Raw genomic sequence first — 18,980 nt, 5'->3', positions numbered from 1 at the left:
TCACTCCCGGGAAAGCGCGGCCGCACCCCGCCCCCCGTACATCCTGGCGATGACGTCCTCGATCGCGGGCTCCCGCACCGATAGGTCCACCAGCGGGTAACGGGCGGCCAGTTCGGCCACCAGGGGCGCCGCGCTGGTGGATGCCGGGAAGGCCAGCCACTGGCGCGGACCCTCGGTGCGTACCGATCGGGCGCCGGTGATCCGTACCGGGGGCAGTTCGCGGTCGAAGTCGACCACCAGGGTGCGCTCGCTCTCGCCGGCCGCGTGCAGGCCGTCGAGGCCGCCGTCGTAGACCAGCTGTCCATGGTCGATGACCATGACGCGCTTGCACAACTGCTCGATGTCCGTGAGGTCATGAGTGGTCAGCAGTACGGTCGTGCCCCGCTCGCTGTTGACCTGCCGCAGGAACTCCCTGACCTTCACCTTGCTGACGACGTCCAGGCCGATGGTCGGCTCGTCCAGGTAGAGCACCTCGGGATCGTGCAGCAGGGCCGCCGCGATGTCGGCGCGCATCCGCTGGCCGAGCGAGAGCTGGCGTACGGGGACGTCCAACAGCTCGGTCAGATCGAGGAGTTCGACGCACACGTCCAGGTTCGCCCGGTAACGGGCGTCCGGGATCCGGTAGATGCGGCGCACCAGCTCGTACGAGTCGCGCAGCGGCAGATCCCACCACAGCGTCGTCCGTTGGCCGAAGACCACGCCGATACGGCGGGCCAGCCGGGTGCGTTCGCGGGACGGGTCGACTCCCGCGACGCGCAGCCGTCCGCCGCTGGGCACGAGGATCCCGGTGAGCATCTTGATGGTGGTGGACTTGCCCGCGCCGTTCGGCCCGATGTAGCCGACCATCTCGCCATGCGCCACCTCGAAGTCCAGTCCGTCCACGGCGCGCACCGTACGGCGTTCGCGCCGGAGCAGCCCGGCCCTGCGGCGCACCTCGAACACCTTGCGCACGTCGTCGAGTTGGATCAACGTATCCATGGGCTCAGCTCCCTGTGCTTCGGTACGACCGCAGGCCCGCCCGCCAGGCCAGCCCGGCCAGCGCGCACACCGCCAGCGCCACCAGCGGCGAGCAGAAGTCCACCCACCCGGGCAGGCGCAGCGGATTGTCCCGGCCCAGGATGTGCAGCGCGGGCATCCAGTTGACGAAGGCGAGCGGCACGACGAAGGTGGCGCCGCGCACCAGATCCTTCGCGAACACGGTCGGCGGATACTGGGTGAGCGCGTTGCCGCCGTAGGTGAAGGAGTTCTGCACCTCCGCCGCGTCGGTGGCCCAGAACTGGAAGGCGGCTCCGGTGGTGAAGACCGCGGCGAATATCCCGGCACCGCTGAGCAGCATCACGGGAACGAGCAGTACGTTCACCGCCGTCCACGCCACGTGCAGCCGTGTCATCGACCAGCCGAGCACCACCGCCGCCTGGGTGATCCGCCCCAGCCGCCGCAGCGCGAAGCGGTCCGCCGCTGCCTGCGCGAAGACCGGTACCGGACGCACCAGCAGGGTGTCCATCGTGCCGTCCCGCACCCGCCGCCCGAGCCCGTCCATGCTGCCGACCGCCAGGTCCGCCAGACCGAGTGCGACGCCCGAACTCCCGTACAGGAAGGCCGTCTCGGTGAGCGTGAAGCCGCCGAGGACCCTGGTGTGCCCGAAGATGATCGCCACCGCGGCGAAGTCCAGTGCGGTCATGGCGAAGTTGCCGAGCGTCATCAGCACGAACGAGGTGCGGTACACCACCGTGGAGCGGACCCACATCCCCGCGATCAGCAGATACCCGCGCAGTCCGTCACGTACGGCGGCAGTCCGCCCACGGGGTTCGAACAGCGCGGTCCGCCGGCCGACCGGGTACTCGGCGTCAGCCACCCTGCACCACCACCTTGCGGGTGGCCACCGACTGCAGCAGTCGCCCGGCGCCCAGCAACACCGCCGCCCACCCGGCCTGGAAGGCCAGCGCCCACAGCTCCCCCGTACCGCGGTGCCGTCCGAGGAAGACGTCCGCGGGGACCTGGAGCTGGGCCGACCACGGCAGCGCCCGGGCCAGGGTGCCGAGCCAGCCGGGGAAGACGGTGAGCGGCAGCACCATCCCGGAGAAGAAGGTCGCCAGCAAGGTGGCCAGCAGCAGCGCGCCCGCGCCGTCGAGCAGCCAGAAGCTGGTGAGCGCCACCAGATAGCGAATGGCGAAACTGACCAGCACACCGAGCCCGACGGAGACCAGGAAGCAGACCCACGTGGACACCTCGGCGGGCCAGGCGAGCCGGAACACCACCGAGGCGGCGGCCATCGGCAGCACGCCCCGCCCGATCAGATGGAACGCGGCCCGCCCGAAGTCGCTGGCCAGCCACCACAGCTGCAGATCGGCGGGCCGGTAGAGGTCGATCGCCACGTCGCCCGACCGGATGCGTTCCACGAGTTCGGTCTCGAATCCGCCACCGAGCAGCGCGGTGGTCATCAGCAGCGCCTGGCCGAGCCAGACGAACGTCACGGCGTGCGGCAGGTCGTAGCCGCCCAGCCGCGGCCGTACGCTCCACAGGGCGGTGAAGGTGTAGGCGACGATGAAGCCGAAGACGGTGTTGGTGAACACCCCGGCCAAGGTGGCCACCCGGTACGTCGCGTACCGGCGGAAGCCGCGCACGGCGACGGCCGCGTACAACCGCATGCCCCCGCACTCCCATCACCCGACCGTGCGCCGAACCGCGCCTTACCGTCCGCCGAACCATGTCCGGCCCGGGCCGATCCCGCGCCTGACCATCGGTCAGCCCGTCGTCCGGCCGAAATCCCGCAGTGTACGGGCGCGGGCTGGACCGCAGCCACAGGTTTTGTCATCCGTTCCAGTGGAACGACACAGCCGTTCGGGCCGTGGGATGGTCATCTGGGTGCGCCCGCCGTTGGCGTCGCGCCTGATGGTGCGAAAGTGTCCCGCGGTACATCGCCTTTTCATAGCGTTCCGCCACGGCACAACCCCCAAGGCGGCCTAGGAGTCCGTACAGACATGAGCGACGAGCAGCCGGAGCGACCAGTGCGCACCAGCGCGGGGGACGGGTCCCCGCGCACCAAGCGGACCGGTCTGCGCCGCCTCGTCCCCACCTGGCGATTCACGCTCGGTGCCGTGCTGCTGTTCCTGATCGCGGTGAGCGGTGCGTTCATCGCCGGTTATCTGCTGGTCAGGATCCCGGCCGCCAACACCATGGCGACCGCGCAGAGCAATGTCTACCTCTACTCGGACGGAAAGACCGAACTCGCCCGCAGCGGAGCGGTCAACCGCGAGGAAATCCCGTTGAGCCAGGTTCCCAGAAGCACCCAGTACGCGGTGCTGGCCGCCGAGGACCGCGGCTTCTACCACGAATCGGCGATCGCCCCGCGGGCGATACTGCGGGCCGCCTGGAACACCGTGAGCGGCAAGGGCACCCAGTCCGGCTCGACCATCACCCAGCAGTACGTGAAGAACTACTACCTCAACCAGCAGCAGACCGTCAGCCGGAAGGTCAAGGAGTTCTTCATCGCGATCAAACTCGACCGCGAGGAGTCCAAGGAGGAGATCCTCCAGGGCTATCTGAACACCAGCTACTTCGGCCGCAACGCCTACGGGATCCAGGCCGCCGCCCAGGCCTACTACGGCAAGGACGCCAGCAGACTCAGCACCGCCGAGGGCGCGTACCTCGCCTCGCTGCTCAACGCGCCCAGCGCGTTCGACGTGGTCGCCGACCCGCAGAACAAGGACCGGGCGGTCGCCCGCTGGAACTACGTACTCGACGGCATGGTCAAGGAGCACTGGCTGAACGAGTCGGACCGGACGAAGATGACCTTCCCGATGCCGGGCAAGGCCAAGGCCACCACCGGCCTTTCCGGACAGCGCGGCTATCTCGTGGAAGCGGTCAGGAACTACCTGACCGAGAACAAGATCATCGACGAGCAGACCCTCGCCGCGGGCGGCTACCGCATCACGACCACGATCGACAAGCGCAGGGAGGACGCGTTCGTCAAGGCCGCCCGGGACCAACTCCTGGGCAAACTCGACCCGTCGGCCAACCCGACCGACAAATTCGTCCGGGCGGGCGGCGTTTCCATCGACCCGGGCACCGGAGGCGTGGTCGCGATGTACGGCGGACTCGACTTCACCAAGCAGTACGTGAACAACGCCACCCGCCGCGACTACCAGGTGGGCTCGACCTTCAAGCCGTTCGTCTTCGCCTCGGCGGTGCAGAACAACTCCACCACGCAGGACGAGCAGCCGATCACCCCGAACACCGTCTACGACGGCACCAACCACCGCCAGGTCCTGGGCTCCGACGGCCCGGTGAACTACGCACCAAGCAACGAGGACGACGTCGACTACGGCAACATCACCGTCTCCACCGCGACCAACAAGTCGGTCAACGCCGTCTACGCGCAGATGGCCGAGGACGTCGGCCCCGACAAGGTGAAGTCCACCGCCATAAGCCTCGGACTCCCCTCCAGCACACCGGATTTGAGCGCCTACCCGTCGATCGCGCTCGGAGTGGCGACCGCCAGCCCGCTGGACATGGCGCAGGCGTACGCGACGCTCGACAACCACGGCACGTACATCCCGTACACGCTCGTCAACAGCGTCACGAAGGGCGGCTCCCCAGTCCCCCTGCCGGGCCGCGACCACCGGCAGGCGGTGCCCAGGGAGGCCGCCGACACCACCACCTCCATGCTGCAGAACGTGGTCAACGCCCCGGACGGCACCGGCACCGCCGCGCAGGCCGCCGGGGTCCCCGCGGCGGGCAAGACCGGTACGGCGGACGAGGACAAGGCCGCCTGGTTCGCGGGCTACACCCCGAACCTGGTGACCGTCGTCGCCGTGATGGGGCAGAACTCCGACAACGGACAGCAGGAGAAGCTCTACGGCGCCACCGGCCTCGACCGGGTCAACGGCGGCGGCTTCCCGACGCAGATCTGGGCGGACTACACCGCGGCCGCCGAGCGGGGCGGCTCGGTCCCGGACTTCGACCTGCAGTTGCAAAGCGGCGCGAGCCCGTCGCCGAGCGGCGCGCCCTCGGAGAGCGGCGGACCGCCGACGGAGAGCGGTCCGCCGGGCAGCGAGCCACCGGGCAGCGGCCCGCCCGAGTCCCCGCCCCCGTCACCGCCGCAGATGAGCCCGGTCACCGGAGGGCTCAACGGCGGTCTCGACCAGGGCACGACCAGCGGTACCGACGGCGGTACCGGCGGCGGCGGTCCCAGCGGCGGCGGCACGGGCAGCCCCACCTCCGGCGGCACGTCAACGGGCGCGGCAGGCGGTACGACGGCGGGCGCCACGAACGGCGTGGGCTCGGGCGGCTCGAGCCCCGGCGGCGGCGCGAGCGGGACACCGGGCGGCACCACCGGCGCCACCCGGACGCCCAGCGGCACCACGGGCACGTTCGGGCCGTAGCCGGTCAGTGGCTGGACGTGGCTTCCAGGCCCACCACGGCCGCGACCAGCAGGCAGACGAAGAAGACCCGGGCGGCGGTGACCGGCTCGTGGAACAGCACCATGCCCAGCACCGCCGTGCCCACCGCCCCGATGCCCACCCAGATCCCGTAGGCCGTGCCGATCGGCAACTGTCGTACCGCGAGCGACAGCAGGCCCATGCTCACCGCGATCCCGGCCACCGTGAACAGGCTCGGCCACAGCCGGGTGAACCCCTCGCTGAACTTCATGCCGATCGACCAGGCGACCTCGAACAGACCGGCAAGCAGCAACAGCGCCCATGCCATGACGGCACCTCCGTGGTGGATGTCTCTACGGGGTGCGTCGTCTTTGCGGGGCCCGGTACGGCGCGTCTCGTCGGGTGCCACCGACCGTAGCAAAACATGAGAAAGCGGGCGGTGACCTCGGTCACCGCCCGCTTCCCCGCGGACAACGCCTTACAGGTACAGGCCCGTGGAGTCCTCCGAGCCCTGCAGCCGCTCGGCGGCCACCGCGTGCAGATCACGCTCGCGCATCAGCACGTACCCCACGCCGCGCACCTCGACCTCCGCGCGGTCCTCCGGGTCGAAAAGCACCCGGTCGCCGACCTCCACGGTCCGTACGTTCTGCCCCACCGCGACCACCTCGGCCCAGGCCAGCCGACGGCCGACCGCTGCGGTCGCCGGGATCAGGATGCCGCCGGACGAGCGGCGCTCGCCCTCCGGGATGTCGGTGCGTACCAGCACCCGGTCGTGCAGCATGCGGATGGGCAGCTTGTCGTGCGTACGCGCGTCGCGCGCGGCACCGCCGTCGAGGGACGTATTCGAGCTCACGGGCACGACGTTACCTGGCGTCCGGCGGGTGTGGCTCCCCGGCGCCCGTGATGCGCCGCTACGTACCGCACAGGACGGGCCAACGCACGCTATTTGCGCTTGCGCTTGCGCCGGGAGGACCGCCCGGACACCACCACGATCAGCGCCACCGCCGCGACCGCCACCGGCACGATGCGCTCCAGCCGCGGCGCGCCGTCCGAGGAGAACAGCTCGCCGCGGATCCCCGTCACCGCCCGGTTCACCGCCACGTACGCACGTCCGGCGGTCTGGTCCACCTTCTCGCGCACCGAAGCCGACGCGTTGCCAACGATGGTCTTGGGGTGCACTCGCACCCCGATCTCGTCCAGCGTCACGGCGAGCTCCTGCCGCCTGCGGACGATGTCCGCCTCGATCTGAGCGGGAGTCCTGCCATCCGACACCGCGCCGCCTCCGTCACCTAGACCGATATCGCAAAGTCGAACCGATACCGAACAACCGATATACCTTTGTCGATCAGTGTGTCAGCTCCCCTTACGGCGCGCTGCTTGGCACCCCGATTAGGCTCAACGGGTAGCGAACCCCGAGCCCGCACACGACGAGGAGCCCCAGCCATGAGCGAGCGCCTGACGCCCGGTGACACCGCCCCCGCCTTCACCCTGCCGGACGCGGACGGCAACCGGATCTCCCTCGCCGACCACAAGGGCCGCAAGGTCATCGTCTACTTCTACCCGGCCGCCCTCACCCCCGGATGCACCAAGCAGGCCTGCGACTTCACCGACAACCTCGACCTGCTCGCCGACGCCGGTTACGACGTCATCGGCGTCTCCCCCGACAAGCCGGAAAAGCTGGCGAAGTTCCGGGAAAAGGAGAACCTCAGGGTCACCCTGGTCGGCGACCCGGAGAAGAAGGTACTGGAGGCATACGGCGCCTTCGGCGAGAAGAAGCTCTACGGGAAGACCGTGACCGGCGTCATCCGCTCGACCGTCATCGTGGACGAGCAGGGCAAGGTCGAACGCGCGCTGTACAACGTCAAGGCGACCGGGCACGTAGCCAAGATCATCAAGGATCTCGGCGTCTGAACGCGGCAAACCAACCTTTGCCAGGCCCCGTCACCCGAACCGCGGCTTCCACCAGTACGATGGCGTTCGACAAGCGGCCGTGGTGGAACTGGCAGTCACGCTGGGTTTAGGTCCCAGTGGGGTAACACCCGTGAGGGTTCGAGTCCCTCCGGCCGCACACACGTCAAGGCCCGTCCCACACCGCTCGGTTGGGGACGGGCCTTCGCGCTGTCCGTGCCGTTCAGCCCAGCTCTTCCCGGATGATGGGGATCAGGGCGCGGAACGCCTTGCCGCGGTGGCTGATCGCGTTCTTCTCCTCGGGGGTCAGCTCGGCGCAGGTACGGGTCTCGCCGTCGGGCTGGAGGACGGGGTCGTAGCCGAAGCCGCCGGCGCCCTCGGGGGCGTGGCGCAGGGTGCCGTCCAGCCGGCCTTCCACGACGTGTTCGGTGCCGTCGGGGAGGGCCAGGGCGGCGGCGCAGGCGAAGTGGGCGCCGCGGTGTTCGCTGTCGATGTCGGCGAGTTGGGCCAGCAGGAGCTGCAGATTGGCCCGGTCGTCGCCGTGCCGGCCGGCCCAGCGGGCTGAGAAGATACCGGGGGCGCCGCCCAGGACGTCCACGCACAGGCCGGAGTCGTCGGCGATGGCGGGCAGGCCGGTGCCCTGGGCGAGGGCGTGCGCCTTCAGCAGCGCGTTGTCCGCGAAGGTGACACCGGTTTCCTCGGTGTCCGGGATCTCGGGGTAGGCGTCGGCGCCGACGAGTTCGAAGTCCAGGCCCGCGTCGGCGAGGATCGCCCGCAGTTCGGAGACCTTGTTGGCGTTGCGAGTGGCGAGAACGAGCCGCTGCATCGGCGTGATCATCCCTTTCCGCACGAGGACGTGAGCCCGCCGGCCGCGTTGGTGATCGGCCCCAGGTCGACGGGCTCCCCCTTGTCCAGTGCGTTCTTCGCGTTGGAGGCGGCGAGGGACAGGTCGGCCACCGCCTTGCTGGTCTTGGCGTTGTTGCCGCCGCTGGTCAGCTGGTCGAGGTTGAGCTGGAGCCTGCGCAGCGCGGTGGCGGCGTCCCGCGGGTTACCGGTCCCCCTGCTGACGGCCGTGCGCAGATCCTTGACGTCACCGTTCACCGCGCTGGCCACCGACGCGCAGTCGTGCTTGCCGGCCCCGCCGCCGCACCCGGTGAGCAGTCCGAGGGCCAACGCCGCGGCGGCCGCGGTCAGCGCGGTCCGCATGCCCGTCAGCCCCGCTCTACGGCGAGCGCGGCCCGCTGGATGCCGTCGAGTTGGGCGGCGCCGGTGACCGCGAGGTCGAGCAGCGCGTTCAGTTCGGTGCGGTCGAACGGCACGCCCTCGGCGGTCCCCTGGACCTCGACGAAGCGGCCGTCGCCGGTGCAGACCACGTTCATGTCGGTCTCGGCGCGCACGTCCTCCTCGTAGCACAGGTCGAGCAGCGGGACGCCGTCGACGATGCCGACGCTGACCGCGCTGACCGCGCCGGTGAGCGGCTGTGCCTTGGCCTTGATGAGCTTCTTCTGCTGCGCCCATTCGACGGCGTCGGCGAGGGCGACGTAGGCGCCGGTGATGGCCGCGGTACGGGTGCCGCCGTCGGCCTGGAGCACGTCGCAGTCGAGGACGATGGTGTTCTCGCCCAGCGCCTTGTAGTCGATGACGGCGCGCAGTGAACGGCCGATGAGGCGGGAGATCTCGTGGGTACGTCCGCCGATGCGGCCCTTGACGGACTCGCGGTCGCCGCGGGTGTTGGTGGAGCGCGGCAGCATCGCGTACTCGGCGGTGACCCAGCCCTCTCCGCTGCCCTTGCGCCAGCGCGGTACGCCTTCGGTGACGCTGGCGGTGCACAGCACGCGGGTGTCGCCGAAGGAGACCAGGACTGAGCCTTCGGCGTGCTTGCTCCAACCGCGTTCGATGGTGACCGGGCGGAGCTGTTCAGGGGTGCGGCCGTCGATGCGAGACATGCGTACGACCCTATCGACAAACGACGCGGGGCCCGCTCCGGGTCTGGAGCGGGCCCCGCGGAGGCGCTTGCGGCGGCCTACATCATGTCTTCGATCTCGGCGGCGATCGGGTCGGCGTCGGTGCCGATGACGACCTGGATCGCGGTGCCCATCTTCACCACGCCGTGCGCGCCGGCGGCCTTGAGCGCGGCTTCGTCGACGAGAGAGGGGTCGGCGACCTCGGTACGCAGGCGCGTGATGCAGCCCTCGATCTCTTCGATGTTGTCGAGCCCGCCGAGACCGGCGACGATCTTCTCAGCCTTGCTGGCCATGTCCACTCCTGTTGTCTCAGGCCCTCGGCAGCCCGCGTACCGCGCGCGCCAGTGAAGAATCCACACGTTAATGCACGTTTGGCCCACCTTCGCGAGCGGGTGCCAGCCATCTGCCCAATGATGGCGATCACTGGTGCCGCACCCCCTGGGGCAGTCCCCACCCGCACTGTGACTGGTCTACACCATTTTGCGGTGCCCGCCAAACCCGGTAGCAGCCCGCCAGGAGGTCGCCGATGAGTTCGGACAGCGCCGCCGCAGGCAAAGCCGGTCGGGCGCCGGGAAAGAAGTGGACGGCGTCGCTGTTCCAGGGCGCACAGAAGATGGGGCGCAGCCTCCAGTTGCCCATCGCCGTCCTGCCCGCCGCGGGCATTCTCAACCGGCTCGGCCAGGACGACGTGTTCGGCAGCACCGGACTCGGCTGGACCGATGTGGCCAAGGTGTTCGCCGGCGCCGGGGGCGCGCTGCTGGACTCCTCGCTCGGTCTGCCGCTGCTGTTCTGCGTGGGTGTGGCGATCGGGATGGCGAAGAAGGCGGACGGCTCCACGGCGCTCGCCGCGGTGGCCGGGTTCCTGGTCTACTTCGGCATCCTCCACCAGTTCCCCCAGTGCCCCCCGGGTGCGAGGTTCACCGCCGCGACCTGTCTGGCCGGGGCCACTGCCACCCTGCCCACGTACCAGAATCCGGGGGTCTTCGGCGGCATCGTGCTGGGGCTGCTGACCGCCTACTTCTGGCAGCGCTTCCACCGGGTGCGGCTCGTCGACTGGCTGGGTTTCTTCAACGGCCGCCGGCTGGTGCCGATCGTGATGGCGTTCGTCGCCCTGGTCTTCGCGGTGCTCTGCCTGTGGGTGTGGCCGCCGGTCGGCGCCGGGCTGACCACCTTCAGCAGGTGGATCAGCGACCTCGGGGCGGCCGGATCCGGGGTGTTCGGGGTGGCGAACCGCGCACTGCTGGTGATCGGCCTGCACCAGTTCCTGAACACCTTCATGTGGTTCCAGTTCGGCAGCTACACCAAGCCGGACGGAACCGTCGTACACGGCGACATCAACCGCTTCCTGGCGGGCGATCCAACGGCCGGGCAGTTCACCTCGGGGTTCTTCCCGGTCATGATGTTCGCGCTGCCCGCCGCCGCGCTGGCGATCACGCACTGCGCCAAGCCGCACCGGCGCAAGGCGATCGGGGGCATGATGCTCTCGGTCGGCCTGACCTCCTTCGTCACCGGCATCACCGAACCGATCGAGTACTCGTTCCTGTTCATCGCGCCGCTGCTGTACGCGGTGCACGCGGTACTGACCGGCGTCTCGATGGCGGTCACCTGGGCACTGGGCGTGCACGACGGCTTCAGCTTCTCGGCGGGACTCATCGACTACGTGATCAACTGGGGCCTGGCGACGAAACCATGGCTGATCATTCCGATCGGGCTGTGCTTCGCGGCCGTCTACTACGTGATCTTCCGGTTCGCGATCACCAAGTTCAACCTCCCGACACCGGGCCGCGAACCGGAAGAAGACGTGGAGGACACCACCAAGGCATAAGCCTTTGACCGGAGGGTTCGGCGGGCCGCGGCACAGCCGGCGTCATACCGATTCGCCGCGTGTCGCGGTTGCCTGAAATCATGGATTCCTTTATGCGCCCCCGACGTGTTAAAACTGGTCTACACCACTGAGTGGTGTAGACCAGAGCCGCGGGCCGTCCCCCTTCAGAGCCCGCCTCTCACCAGGAGGAATCTGATGAGTACGGCCACCGCTACGCCGGCGCCCGCGAAGAAGCGGGGCGCCGGCTTCATGCAGGGTATGCAGAAGGTCGGCCGCAGCCTGCAGCTGCCGGTCGCCGTTCTGCCCGCCGCCGCCATTCTGCTGCGTCTCGGTCAGGACGACGTCTTCGGCAAGACGGGTCTGCAGTGGGGCAAGGTCGCCACGGTCTTCGCCACCGCGGGCGGCGCCCTCTTCGACAACCTGCCGCTGCTGTTCTGCATCGGTGTCGCCATCGGCTACGCGAAGAAGGCCGACGGTTCCACCGCGCTCGCCGCTCTTGTCGGTTATCTGGTCTATCACAACGTTCTGACCGCGTTCCCGGTCGCCGGTTCGGTCACCGCGGCGCTCCCGGCCGGTACCCCGCAGAACCCGGGCGTACTCGGCGGCATCGTCATAGGCCTGGTGAGCGCCATCGTCTGGCAGCGCTTCCACCGCACCAAGCTGGTCGACTGGCTCGGCTTCTTCAACGGCCGCCGTCTGGTGCCGATCCTGATGGCCTTCATCGGCACCGGTTTCGGCGTGCTGTTCGGCCTGCTGTGGGGCCCGATCGGCACCGGTCTCGGCCACTTCAGCGACTGGCTGACCGGCCTGGGCGCCGCGGGCTCCGGAATCTACGGCGTCTTCAACCGCGCCCTGATCCCGGTGGGCATGCACCAGTTCCTGAACACCTTCTTCCAGCAGCAGGTCGGTACGTTCACGCACGCCGGCAAGGTCTTCCACGGTGACATCCCGCGCTTCTTCGCGGGCGACCCGACCGCCGGCCAGTTCATGTCCGGCTTCTTCCCGATCATGATGTTCGGCCTGCCCGCCGCCGCCATCGCGATCGCGCACTGCGCCCGCCCCGAGCGCCGCAAGGCGGTCATGGGCATGATGATCTCGGTCGCGCTGACCGCCTTCGTCACCGGCGTCACCGAGCCGATCGAGTTCACCTTCCTGTTCATCGCCCCGGCGCTCTACGCCATCCACGCGGTGCTCACCGGTATCTCGATGGCGGTCACCTGGGGCCTGGGCGTGCACGACGGCTTCGGGTTCTCGGCCGGTCTGATCGACTATCTGCTCAACTGGAACCTGGCCACCAAGCCATGGCTGATCATCCCGATCGGCCTGTGCTTCGCGGCCGTCTACTACGTGGTGTTCCGCTTCGCGATCACCAGGTTCAACCTCCCGACCCCCGGCCGCGAGCCCGAGGAAGAGGTCGAGGACCTCACCAAGGCGTAAGCCCGGCCGCATAGACGACGAAGGCCCCTGGAACCCATGGCGGTTCCGGGGGCCTTCGCGGTGTCGGCGGACGCTACAGCTCGTAGATCGCCCCCGCCCGGGCCAGTTCCACTGGCCCGGCGTACGTGGTCCGGGCGTCGGCGAGACTGACCTGCGGGTCGGTCCACGGCGGGATGTGGGTCAGCACCAGCCGCTGGACGCCCGCGCGAGCGGCGTGCTCACCCGCTTCCCGGCCGTTCAGATGCAACCCCGGCACGTCCTCCTTGCCGTAGGTGAACGACGACTCGCACAAGAAGAGGTCGGTGCCGTCCGCGAGCCCGAGCAGCGAGTCGCACGGGCCGGTGTCGCCGGAGTACGTCAGCGACCGGTCGCCGTGCTCCACCCGGAACGCGAAGGCCTCCACCGGATGACTGACCCGGTCGGTACGCACGGTGAACGGTCCGATGCCGAAGGTCCCCGGGGTGAGCGTGCGGAAGTCGAAGACCTCGCTCATGGACTTGTCGTCGGGCTCCTCGCCGTAGGCCGTGGCCAGCCGGGCCTCGGTGCCCTCAGGCCCGTAGACCGGGATCGGGTCCGGCATACCGCCGTCGTACCGGTAGTACCGGGCGACGAAATAGCCGCACATGTCGACGCAGTGATCGGCGTGCAGATGACTCAGCAGCACGGCGTCCAGGTCGTAAAGTCCGCAGTGGCGCTGCAGTTCGCCAAGGGCGCCGTTGCCCATGTCGAGAAGCAGCCGGAAGCCGTCGGCTTCGACGAGGTAGCTCGAACAGGCCGAGTCCGCGGACGGGAACGACCCCGAGCAGCCGACGACGGTGAGCTTCATGCAGGAGCCTCCAGGGTTGCGTCCGGGAGTCTTGCGCGGTCGCGTTCGGTCACACACCCGGTGGCGTCACAACGTCGTGAGTGTGCCGCCGGATGCGTGGTGCGGTTCTCTATGGCCCGCCATTGTGCAGTCGAGGGTAAGGCGGGGTGGCCGTTGGCGCGCCTTTGCCAGGCGCTGTTGTGGGCGGAATCACCAGTCCGTGTTCCGCCAGGCCGGTTGTCGGCCTGCCATGAGTCCGCGCTGTCCGCTGGTGGCTCTAGGCCCAGAGTTGGCCGTGCAGTGCCTCGATCGCGGCCTGTGTGGAGGCGGCGGTGTAGATGCCGGTGGACAGGTACTTCCAGCCGCCGTCGGCGACCACGAAGACCACGTCGGCGCTTTCGCCGACGCGCAGCGCCTTGTTCGCGACACCGAGGGCCGCGTGCAGGGCCGCGCCGGTGGAGACGCCCGCGAAGATGCCCTCCTCGCGCAGGAGTTCACGGGTGCGACGGACGGCGTCCTCACTGCCCACCGAGTAGCGCGTGGTGAGCACCGTCTCGTCGTACAGCTCCGGGACGAACCCCTCGTCGAGGTTGCGCAGGCCGTAGACGACATCGTCGTACCGCGGCTCGGCGGCCACGATCTGGACGCCGGGGACCTTCTCCCGCAGGTAGCGGCCGACGCCCATCAGCGTGCCGGTGGTGCCAAGGCCCGCCACGAAGTGCGTGATGGTCGGCAGATCGGCGAGGATCTCGGGGCCGGTGGTGGAGTAGTGCGCGGCGGTGTTGGCGGGGTTGCCGTACTGGTAGAGCATCACCCAGTCCGGGTGCTGGGCGCTGAGCTCCTTCGCCACGCGTACGGCGGTGTTGGAGCCGCCCGCCGCGGGCGAGGAGATGATCTCGGCGCCCCACATCGCCAGCAGCTCGCGCCGCTCCCGCGAGGTGTTCTCCGGCATCACGCAGACGATGCGGTAGCCCTTGAGCCGGGCCGCCATCGCCAGCGAGATGCCGGTGTTGCCGGACGTCGGCTCAAGGATGGTGCAGCCGGGAGTCAACGTCCCGTCCCGCTCGGCCTGTTCGATCATGTGGAGCGCGGGGCGGTCCTTGATCGAACCGGTGGGGTTGCGGTCCTCCAGCTTGGCCCAGATCGTCACGCTGTCCGACGGGGACAGGCGTGCGAGCCGTACCAGCGGGGTGTTGCCGACCGCGGCGAGCGGGCTGTCGTACCGCATCAGCGAACGCCACCCGCCAGGCGTCCGGTCACCGCGCCGGACCCTCCGGCCACGGCCGGAAGAATGGTGACGTTGTCGCCGTCGGCCACCGCGGTGTCGATGCCGTCGAGGAACCGTACGTCCTCGTCGTTCAGGTAGACGTTGACGAAGCGGCGCAGTTCCTCGCCGTCCACCACACGCTCGCGGATGCCGGTGTACCGGGTGTCAAGGTCGACGAACAGCTCGGCGAGGGTCCCGCCGGAGCCTTCGACGGACTTCGCACCGCCGGTGTAGGTGCGCAGGATGGTCGGGATGCGGACCTCGATGGCCATGGATGCACTCCAGTGAGGGAATCGACAGGGGTTGCACGGCGACAGGGCTGCGCCGGGCAGCGGGCGACGGGATGGTGCGTGCGGAGCGGTACGGCCGCGGCTCAGCTCAGGCCGGACAGAACGTGGCGCGTACACATGGCGCTGGCGAGACGGCACAGGTCGACGTGCAGCCGCGCGACGAGCATCATGCCCGGCGCCTTCTCGCTGTCGCTCACGTCGTGGACAACCATGCGGACATGGTATCGATTCCCCTCGTCGGCCCCAGTGCGCTGTCCCACCATGCGGACAGCAGGGCGGTCTCAGGAGGCGTACGGAAATTACGCCGGGTAGGTTGCCACGATTTCCACCGGTTCCTCGGTGACCGCACCGTCCACGATGCGGAACGAGCGGAACGAGACCGGCCCCTCGTCATTGCCGCACTCGGCGGTGGAGACCAGGACATAGTGGGCACCCGGCTCGTTGGCGTACGAGATGTCGGTACGGGACGGGTACGCCTCGGTCGCGGTGTGCGAGTGGTAGATGACCACCGGTTCCTCGTCGCGGTCGTCCATCTCGCGGTACAGCTTCAGCAGGTCCGCCGAGTCGAACTCGTAGAACGTGGGCGAGCGGGCGGCGTTCAACATCGGGATGAATCGCTCGGCCCGGCCGCTCCCGGCCGGGCCCGCGACGACTCCGCACGCCTCATCCGGGTGGTCGGCCCGCGCATGGGCGACGATCGCGTCGTACAGGGCCTGGGTGATGGTGAGCATGGCCTAGAGCATAAGAGGGACGCGAAGCATGCCCGCTGCGGGTGGTGGCGGGCGACGGGAGGACACGAAAGGGCCTGCCCCGATGGGATCGGGGCAGGCCCTTTGGCGGCTGGGCGCAGCGGTCAGACCCGCTCCGCCTCCCGCTCGGCGAGAGTGTCCCGCTTCGCGAAGACCTCCGGGCGGCGGGCCCGGATCACGAAGTACGAGACGACCATGATCACGCCCCAGATCGGAGCGCAGTACAGCGAGACCCGGGCGTCCTTGTCGATGCCCATCTCCACGATCACCAGGCCGATGAAGGCCAGCGCGATCCAGCTGGTCCACGGCGCACCCGGCATCCGGAAGTCGGAGGCGGGCAGTCGGCCGAGGTTCACCGCCCGGCGGTACCGCAGATGGGAGCAGAGGATCATGATCCAGGCCCACATACCGGAGATCGTCGCGAACGAGACCACGTAGTTGAACGCGTTGGACGGCCACTGGTAGTTGATCCACACACCGACGAGCATGAAGGCGCCGGAGACGGTGGTGCCCAGCAGCGGTGTGCCGCTACGAGTGAGCCGGGTGAAGATCTTCGGGCCCTGGCCGTTGAGCGCGAGGTCGCGCAGCATGCGGCCGGTGGAGTACATACCGGAGTTGCAGGACGACAACGCCGCACTGAGCACGACGAAGTTGACGATTCCGGCACCGAGCGGCAGACCGACCTTGGCGAAGGCGGCGACGAACGGGCTGACGCCGGGCTTGAATTCGGTCCACGGGACCAGCGACATGATGATGATGAGCGCGCCGACGTAGAACAGGCCGATTCGCCACGGCACCGTGTTGATGGCCTTGGGCAGCACGGTCTTGGGGTCCTTGGACTCGCCCGCGGTGACACCGACCAGTTCGACGGCGAGGAAGGCGAACATCACGATCTGAAGGGTCATCAGCGTGCCGCCGATGCCCTTGGGGAAGAATCCGCCGTCGTGCCAGAGATGGGTGATCGACGCGGTGTCACCGGCTTTGGAGAAGCCGAGGGTGAGAACGCCGATACCGATCAGGATCATGCCGATGATCGCGGTGACCTTGACCATCGAGAACCAGAACTCCAACTCGCCGAAGAGCTTTACGGAGATGAGGTTCACGAAGTACAGGGCGACGGTGAAGACCAGTGCGGACGACCACTGCGGGACGCTCGGCCACCAGTATTGGACGTAGCTCGCGGCCGCCGTGACCTCGGTGATGCCGGTGACCACCCAGAACAGCCAGTAGGTCCAGCCCGTGACGTAACCGAAGAACGGGCCGAGGAGTTCCCGGGCGTACTCCGAGAAGCTTCCCGACACCGGGCGGTACATCAGCAGTTCGCCCAGCGCCCGCATGATGAAGAAGATGATGATGCCGACCACGGCGTACGCCAGAATGAGGCTCGGCCCGGCCTTGGAGATCGCCTTTCCGGCGCCCAGGAAGAGACCTGTGCCAATCGCGCCGCCAATGGCGATCATCTGGATCTGACGATTGCCGAGACCTCGCTGATAACCCTCTTCAGAGGCGTTCTGCGCGGATTCTGCTGCGGCCTCGTCGCCGTCGATCCCTGGTTCGACCTGCTCTGAGGTCATGGTGGTGTGCGCCTTTCTCCACGTCTGCACGCCCGGCCGGTGCTACATGACCGGACCGGGTCCCGATTCCCCCGGATGGAGTTGCACGCCGACGATCGGTCGGCCCAGCGCCGCCGTCTGGACATGGGTGGCGTCCCACGGCTGGTCGTGGATTCCTATCACGGGTCACGGGGTGATCCACGCCCCCATATGTGACCAACACCACGGGAACAGGTCGACAAAAGGTACATATGGCAGTGAAAGCCGTATCGCGGGTAACCCGATCGTTATGCGGAGTTGAGCGTCCGCTGAGCGAACGCCCTTCGAACGGGCCAGGTGTGCGTGCCAAACGGCGGGGACTACGGCAGCAGCGTTTCGATCAGCGACTCCTGCAACCCGCCCAGCCACATGTACGCCATCATCAGCGGCTTGCGCGGGTCGTCGTCCGGCAGTCGGTACAACTCGCTGTCCGGGTCCTCGTCCACGTCGAGCCGGGACCCTATGGTCAGTCGCAGGTCGTTGAAGGCACCGAGCCACCGCTGGGCCTCGTCGCGGGTCACCTTGAGCACGACTCCCCGGTCACCGGCCGGAGTGAGCGCGTCCAGAGCGTGCACGACGGCGAGCGCGTCCTCGCGCTTACGAGCCCGCAGGTCGTTCTCGGTGTAGCGGCGGAACTCGGCGGAGGCCGCCTCGGCCTTGTCGTCCGGCGCCTTGTCCGGGTCGCAGTAGGCGTTGGGGAACAGCCGGGCCAGCGCGGGGTCTGACGGCGGCTGGGTGGGCCCCTCGGCGAACAGCGCGGCCAGCGGATCGCCGTCGTCCGCGGACCCGCCGGGTCCGGGGCCGATCAGTTCGAGGAACTGGACGGCGAGGCTGCGGAGGATGGAGATCTCCACCTCGTCGAGGGCGATCGCGGCTCCGCCGTCGGGGGCGGGTTCGAAGTATCCGGCCATGAGGCCCGTACGTCTCCGGGTAGTTGAAGGGTCAGCGGTCCTGGCTGAGCGTGGCCCACAGGCCGTAGCCGTGCATGGCCTGTACGTCGCGCTCCATCTCTTCGCGGGTACCGCTGGAGACAATGGCACGGCCCTTGTGGTGGACGTCCAGCATGAGCCTCTTGGCCTTGTCCTTCGGGTAACCGAAGTAGGCCTGGAAGACATAGGTCACGTAGCTCATCAAGTTGACCGGGTCATTGTGGACGATCGTCACCCAAGGGACATCGGGTTTAGGTTCCTCGAAAGCTGCCTCGCTCGACTCGGTCCGCTCGATCTCCACGGGTGCGACACTCACCTTTCCCATGCTGCCACTTTCCGGCCCCCGGCTCGCGCCGGGGGCCGGTCACCACGGGGGCGTCGCGCTTCGCGCGGGGGGCACAGCGGGTTCCGCGCTCCGCGCCCGGTGCGGGATGACGCGCTTCCCGTGGGGGTGCGGTGGGCTCCGTGCTCCGCGCGGAGGTGACGGGGTGACGTCCTCCGCACGGGGGTGACGGGGGCGCGTCCTCCGCACGGGGGTGACGGGGGCGCGTCCTCCGCACAGGGGTGACGGGGTGACTCGCTCCGCATGGGGGTGGCGTGGTCCGCTGCGCGGGTGCGGCGCGACGACGTGGTTCGGTGCGCTGCGGGGGCGGTGCGCTGCGGGGGCGGTGCGCTGCGGGGGCGGTGCGCTGCGGGTGTGGCGGAATCTCGGGCGTAGCGATGGTTTCGGCACCGCCGGTCCGCGTCGAGGGGCTTGCTCGCCGTCCGAAACGCGCCGCACCCGGACCAGTCGTGCCGCGGCCGGGCCGCGGAAGGGTGCGGTACCCCGGTCG

At 68.9% G+C, this 18,980-nt stretch carries 22 protein-coding genes, 1 tRNA gene and 1 riboswitch; of the genes, 5 read left to right on the top strand and 18 right to left on the bottom strand.

The features are described 5' to 3' along the window. The 3 genes from P2L57_RS06105 to P2L57_RS06095 all read right to left on the bottom strand — a co-directional run bounded on the left by P2L57_RS06105 (position 1) and on the right by P2L57_RS06095 (position 2,648). Positions 1-978, bottom strand: a complete 978-nt coding sequence (locus P2L57_RS06105) for an ABC transporter ATP-binding protein (RefSeq protein WP_275809493.1) — start codon at positions 976-978, stop codon at positions 1-3. A 4-nt stretch (positions 979-982) separates the two neighbouring features. Beyond that, on the bottom strand, positions 983-1,747 hold the full coding sequence (locus P2L57_RS06100) for an ABC transporter permease (protein ID WP_275810118.1): 765 nt from the start codon (positions 1,745-1,747) through the stop codon (positions 983-985). A gap of 100 nt (positions 1,748-1,847) precedes the next feature. Continuing rightward, complete coding sequence (locus tag P2L57_RS06095) at positions 1,848-2,648, bottom strand: ABC transporter permease (protein ID WP_275809490.1); 801 nt, start codon at positions 2,646-2,648, stop codon at positions 1,848-1,850. A 333-nt stretch (positions 2,649-2,981) separates the two neighbouring features. Between P2L57_RS06095 and P2L57_RS06090 the strand changes: the two genes are divergently transcribed. After that, positions 2,982-5,384 (top strand): transglycosylase domain-containing protein, encoded by a 2,403-nt coding sequence (locus P2L57_RS06090; RefSeq protein ID WP_275809486.1) that lies wholly within the window; start codon positions 2,982-2,984, stop codon positions 5,382-5,384. A gap of 4 nt (positions 5,385-5,388) precedes the next feature. Here the strand turns inward: P2L57_RS06090 and P2L57_RS06085 are convergent, their stop codons facing one another. The 3 genes from P2L57_RS06085 to P2L57_RS06075 all read right to left on the bottom strand — a co-directional run bounded on the left by P2L57_RS06085 (position 5,389) and on the right by P2L57_RS06075 (position 6,653). Continuing rightward, positions 5,389-5,709, bottom strand: a complete 321-nt coding sequence (locus P2L57_RS06085) for a DMT family transporter (RefSeq protein ID WP_275809483.1) — start codon at positions 5,707-5,709, stop codon at positions 5,389-5,391. 31 nt (positions 5,710-5,740) lie between these two features. Continuing rightward, positions 5,741-5,805: riboswitch (guanidine-III (ykkC-III) riboswitch) on the bottom strand. A gap of 54 nt (positions 5,806-5,859) precedes the next feature. Then, positions 5,860-6,162 carry a GroES family chaperonin gene (locus P2L57_RS06080; protein WP_269857790.1) on the bottom strand — a complete coding sequence of 101 codons (303 nt, stop codon included), beginning with the start codon at positions 6,160-6,162 and terminating at the stop codon, positions 5,860-5,862. 161 nt (positions 6,163-6,323) lie between these two features. Next, positions 6,324-6,653 carry a DUF3618 domain-containing protein gene (locus P2L57_RS06075; protein WP_275809480.1) on the bottom strand — a complete coding sequence of 110 codons (330 nt, stop codon included), beginning with the start codon at positions 6,651-6,653 and terminating at the stop codon, positions 6,324-6,326. Between the two features lie 171 nt (positions 6,654-6,824). Here P2L57_RS06075 and bcp point away from each other — a divergent pair, with 171 nt between their 5' ends. Next, a complete protein-coding gene (gene bcp / locus P2L57_RS06070) occupies positions 6,825-7,292 on the top strand; it encodes a thioredoxin-dependent thiol peroxidase (protein WP_275809477.1) in 468 nt (155 codons plus the stop codon). Between the two features lie 73 nt (positions 7,293-7,365). After that, positions 7,366-7,449: transfer RNA gene (locus P2L57_RS06065), tRNA-Leu, on the top strand. Positions 7,450-7,512: 63 nt separating this feature from the next. Here the strand turns inward: P2L57_RS06065 and rdgB are convergent. The 4 genes from rdgB to P2L57_RS06045 form a co-directional block, all read right to left on the bottom strand. Next, positions 7,513-8,115 carry an RdgB/HAM1 family non-canonical purine NTP pyrophosphatase gene (gene rdgB / locus P2L57_RS06060; protein ID WP_275809474.1) on the bottom strand — a complete coding sequence of 201 codons (603 nt, stop codon included), beginning with the start codon at positions 8,113-8,115 and terminating at the stop codon, positions 7,513-7,515. Between the two features lie 8 nt (positions 8,116-8,123). Then, positions 8,124-8,495, bottom strand: a complete 372-nt coding sequence (locus tag P2L57_RS06055; RefSeq protein WP_275809472.1) for a hypothetical protein — start codon at positions 8,493-8,495, stop codon at positions 8,124-8,126. A 5-nt stretch (positions 8,496-8,500) separates the two neighbouring features. Continuing rightward, on the bottom strand, positions 8,501-9,235 hold the full coding sequence (gene rph, locus P2L57_RS06050) for a ribonuclease PH (RefSeq protein ID WP_275809469.1): 735 nt from the start codon (positions 9,233-9,235) through the stop codon (positions 8,501-8,503). Between the two features lie 77 nt (positions 9,236-9,312). Further along, positions 9,313-9,552 carry a PTS sugar transporter subunit IIB gene (locus P2L57_RS06045; protein WP_275809466.1) on the bottom strand — a complete coding sequence of 80 codons (240 nt, stop codon included), beginning with the start codon at positions 9,550-9,552 and terminating at the stop codon, positions 9,313-9,315. A gap of 227 nt (positions 9,553-9,779) precedes the next feature. Between P2L57_RS06045 and P2L57_RS06040 the strand changes: the two genes are divergently transcribed. Both P2L57_RS06040 and P2L57_RS06035 read left to right on the top strand, forming a co-directional pair. Beyond that, the gene (locus tag P2L57_RS06040; protein ID WP_275809463.1) at positions 9,780-11,078 is read left to right on the top strand and encodes a PTS transporter subunit EIIC; all 1,299 of its coding nucleotides are present in this window, start codon (positions 9,780-9,782) and stop codon (positions 11,076-11,078) included. Between the two features lie 195 nt (positions 11,079-11,273). Next, on the top strand, positions 11,274-12,515 hold the full coding sequence (locus tag P2L57_RS06035; RefSeq protein WP_275809460.1) for a PTS transporter subunit EIIC: 1,242 nt from the start codon (positions 11,274-11,276) through the stop codon (positions 12,513-12,515). Positions 12,516-12,588: 73 nt separating this feature from the next. Here P2L57_RS06035 and P2L57_RS06030 read toward each other — a convergent pair whose 3' ends face one another. The 8 genes from P2L57_RS06030 to clpS all read right to left on the bottom strand — a co-directional run bounded on the left by P2L57_RS06030 (position 12,589) and on the right by clpS (position 18,472). Next, positions 12,589-13,341 carry an MBL fold metallo-hydrolase gene (locus tag P2L57_RS06030; protein WP_275809457.1) on the bottom strand — a complete coding sequence of 251 codons (753 nt, stop codon included), beginning with the start codon at positions 13,339-13,341 and terminating at the stop codon, positions 12,589-12,591. A 256-nt stretch (positions 13,342-13,597) separates the two neighbouring features. Further along, the gene (locus P2L57_RS06025) at positions 13,598-14,548 is read right to left on the bottom strand and encodes a PLP-dependent cysteine synthase family protein (RefSeq protein WP_275809454.1); all 951 of its coding nucleotides are present in this window, start codon (positions 14,546-14,548) and stop codon (positions 13,598-13,600) included. Continuing rightward, positions 14,548-14,859 (bottom strand): MoaD/ThiS family protein, encoded by a 312-nt coding sequence (locus P2L57_RS06020; RefSeq protein ID WP_275809451.1) that lies wholly within the window; start codon positions 14,857-14,859, stop codon positions 14,548-14,550. The genes P2L57_RS06025 and P2L57_RS06020 overlap by 1 nt, the downstream gene beginning before the upstream one ends. A 101-nt stretch (positions 14,860-14,960) precedes the next feature. After that, on the bottom strand, positions 14,961-15,089 hold the full coding sequence (locus P2L57_RS06015; protein WP_303656009.1) for a putative leader peptide: 129 nt from the start codon (positions 15,087-15,089) through the stop codon (positions 14,961-14,963). An 87-nt stretch (positions 15,090-15,176) separates the two neighbouring features. Further along, positions 15,177-15,608 (bottom strand): M67 family metallopeptidase, encoded by a 432-nt coding sequence (locus P2L57_RS06010; RefSeq protein WP_275809445.1) that lies wholly within the window; start codon positions 15,606-15,608, stop codon positions 15,177-15,179. Between the two features lie 122 nt (positions 15,609-15,730). Continuing rightward, positions 15,731-17,200: an amino acid permease gene (locus tag P2L57_RS06005; protein ID WP_275809442.1), complete on the bottom strand. Its 1,470-nt coding sequence runs from the start codon at positions 17,198-17,200 to the stop codon at positions 15,731-15,733. A gap of 338 nt (positions 17,201-17,538) precedes the next feature. Next, the gene (locus P2L57_RS06000) at positions 17,539-18,129 is read right to left on the bottom strand and encodes a DUF2017 domain-containing protein (RefSeq protein ID WP_275809439.1); all 591 of its coding nucleotides are present in this window, start codon (positions 18,127-18,129) and stop codon (positions 17,539-17,541) included. A gap of 31 nt (positions 18,130-18,160) precedes the next feature. Then, a complete protein-coding gene (clpS, locus tag P2L57_RS05995; RefSeq protein ID WP_275809436.1) occupies positions 18,161-18,472 on the bottom strand; it encodes an ATP-dependent Clp protease adapter ClpS in 312 nt (103 codons plus the stop codon). Positions 18,473-18,980 lie beyond the last annotated feature (508 nt).

Source organism: Streptantibioticus ferralitis, from assembly GCF_029223525.1.
In the GTDB taxonomy this organism is placed as follows: Bacteria; Actinomycetota; Actinomycetes; order Streptomycetales; family Streptomycetaceae; genus Streptantibioticus_A; species Streptantibioticus_A ferralitis.
The sequence above is the reverse complement of the archived record's forward strand: the minus strand, read 5'-3'. Positions and strand labels throughout refer to the sequence as shown.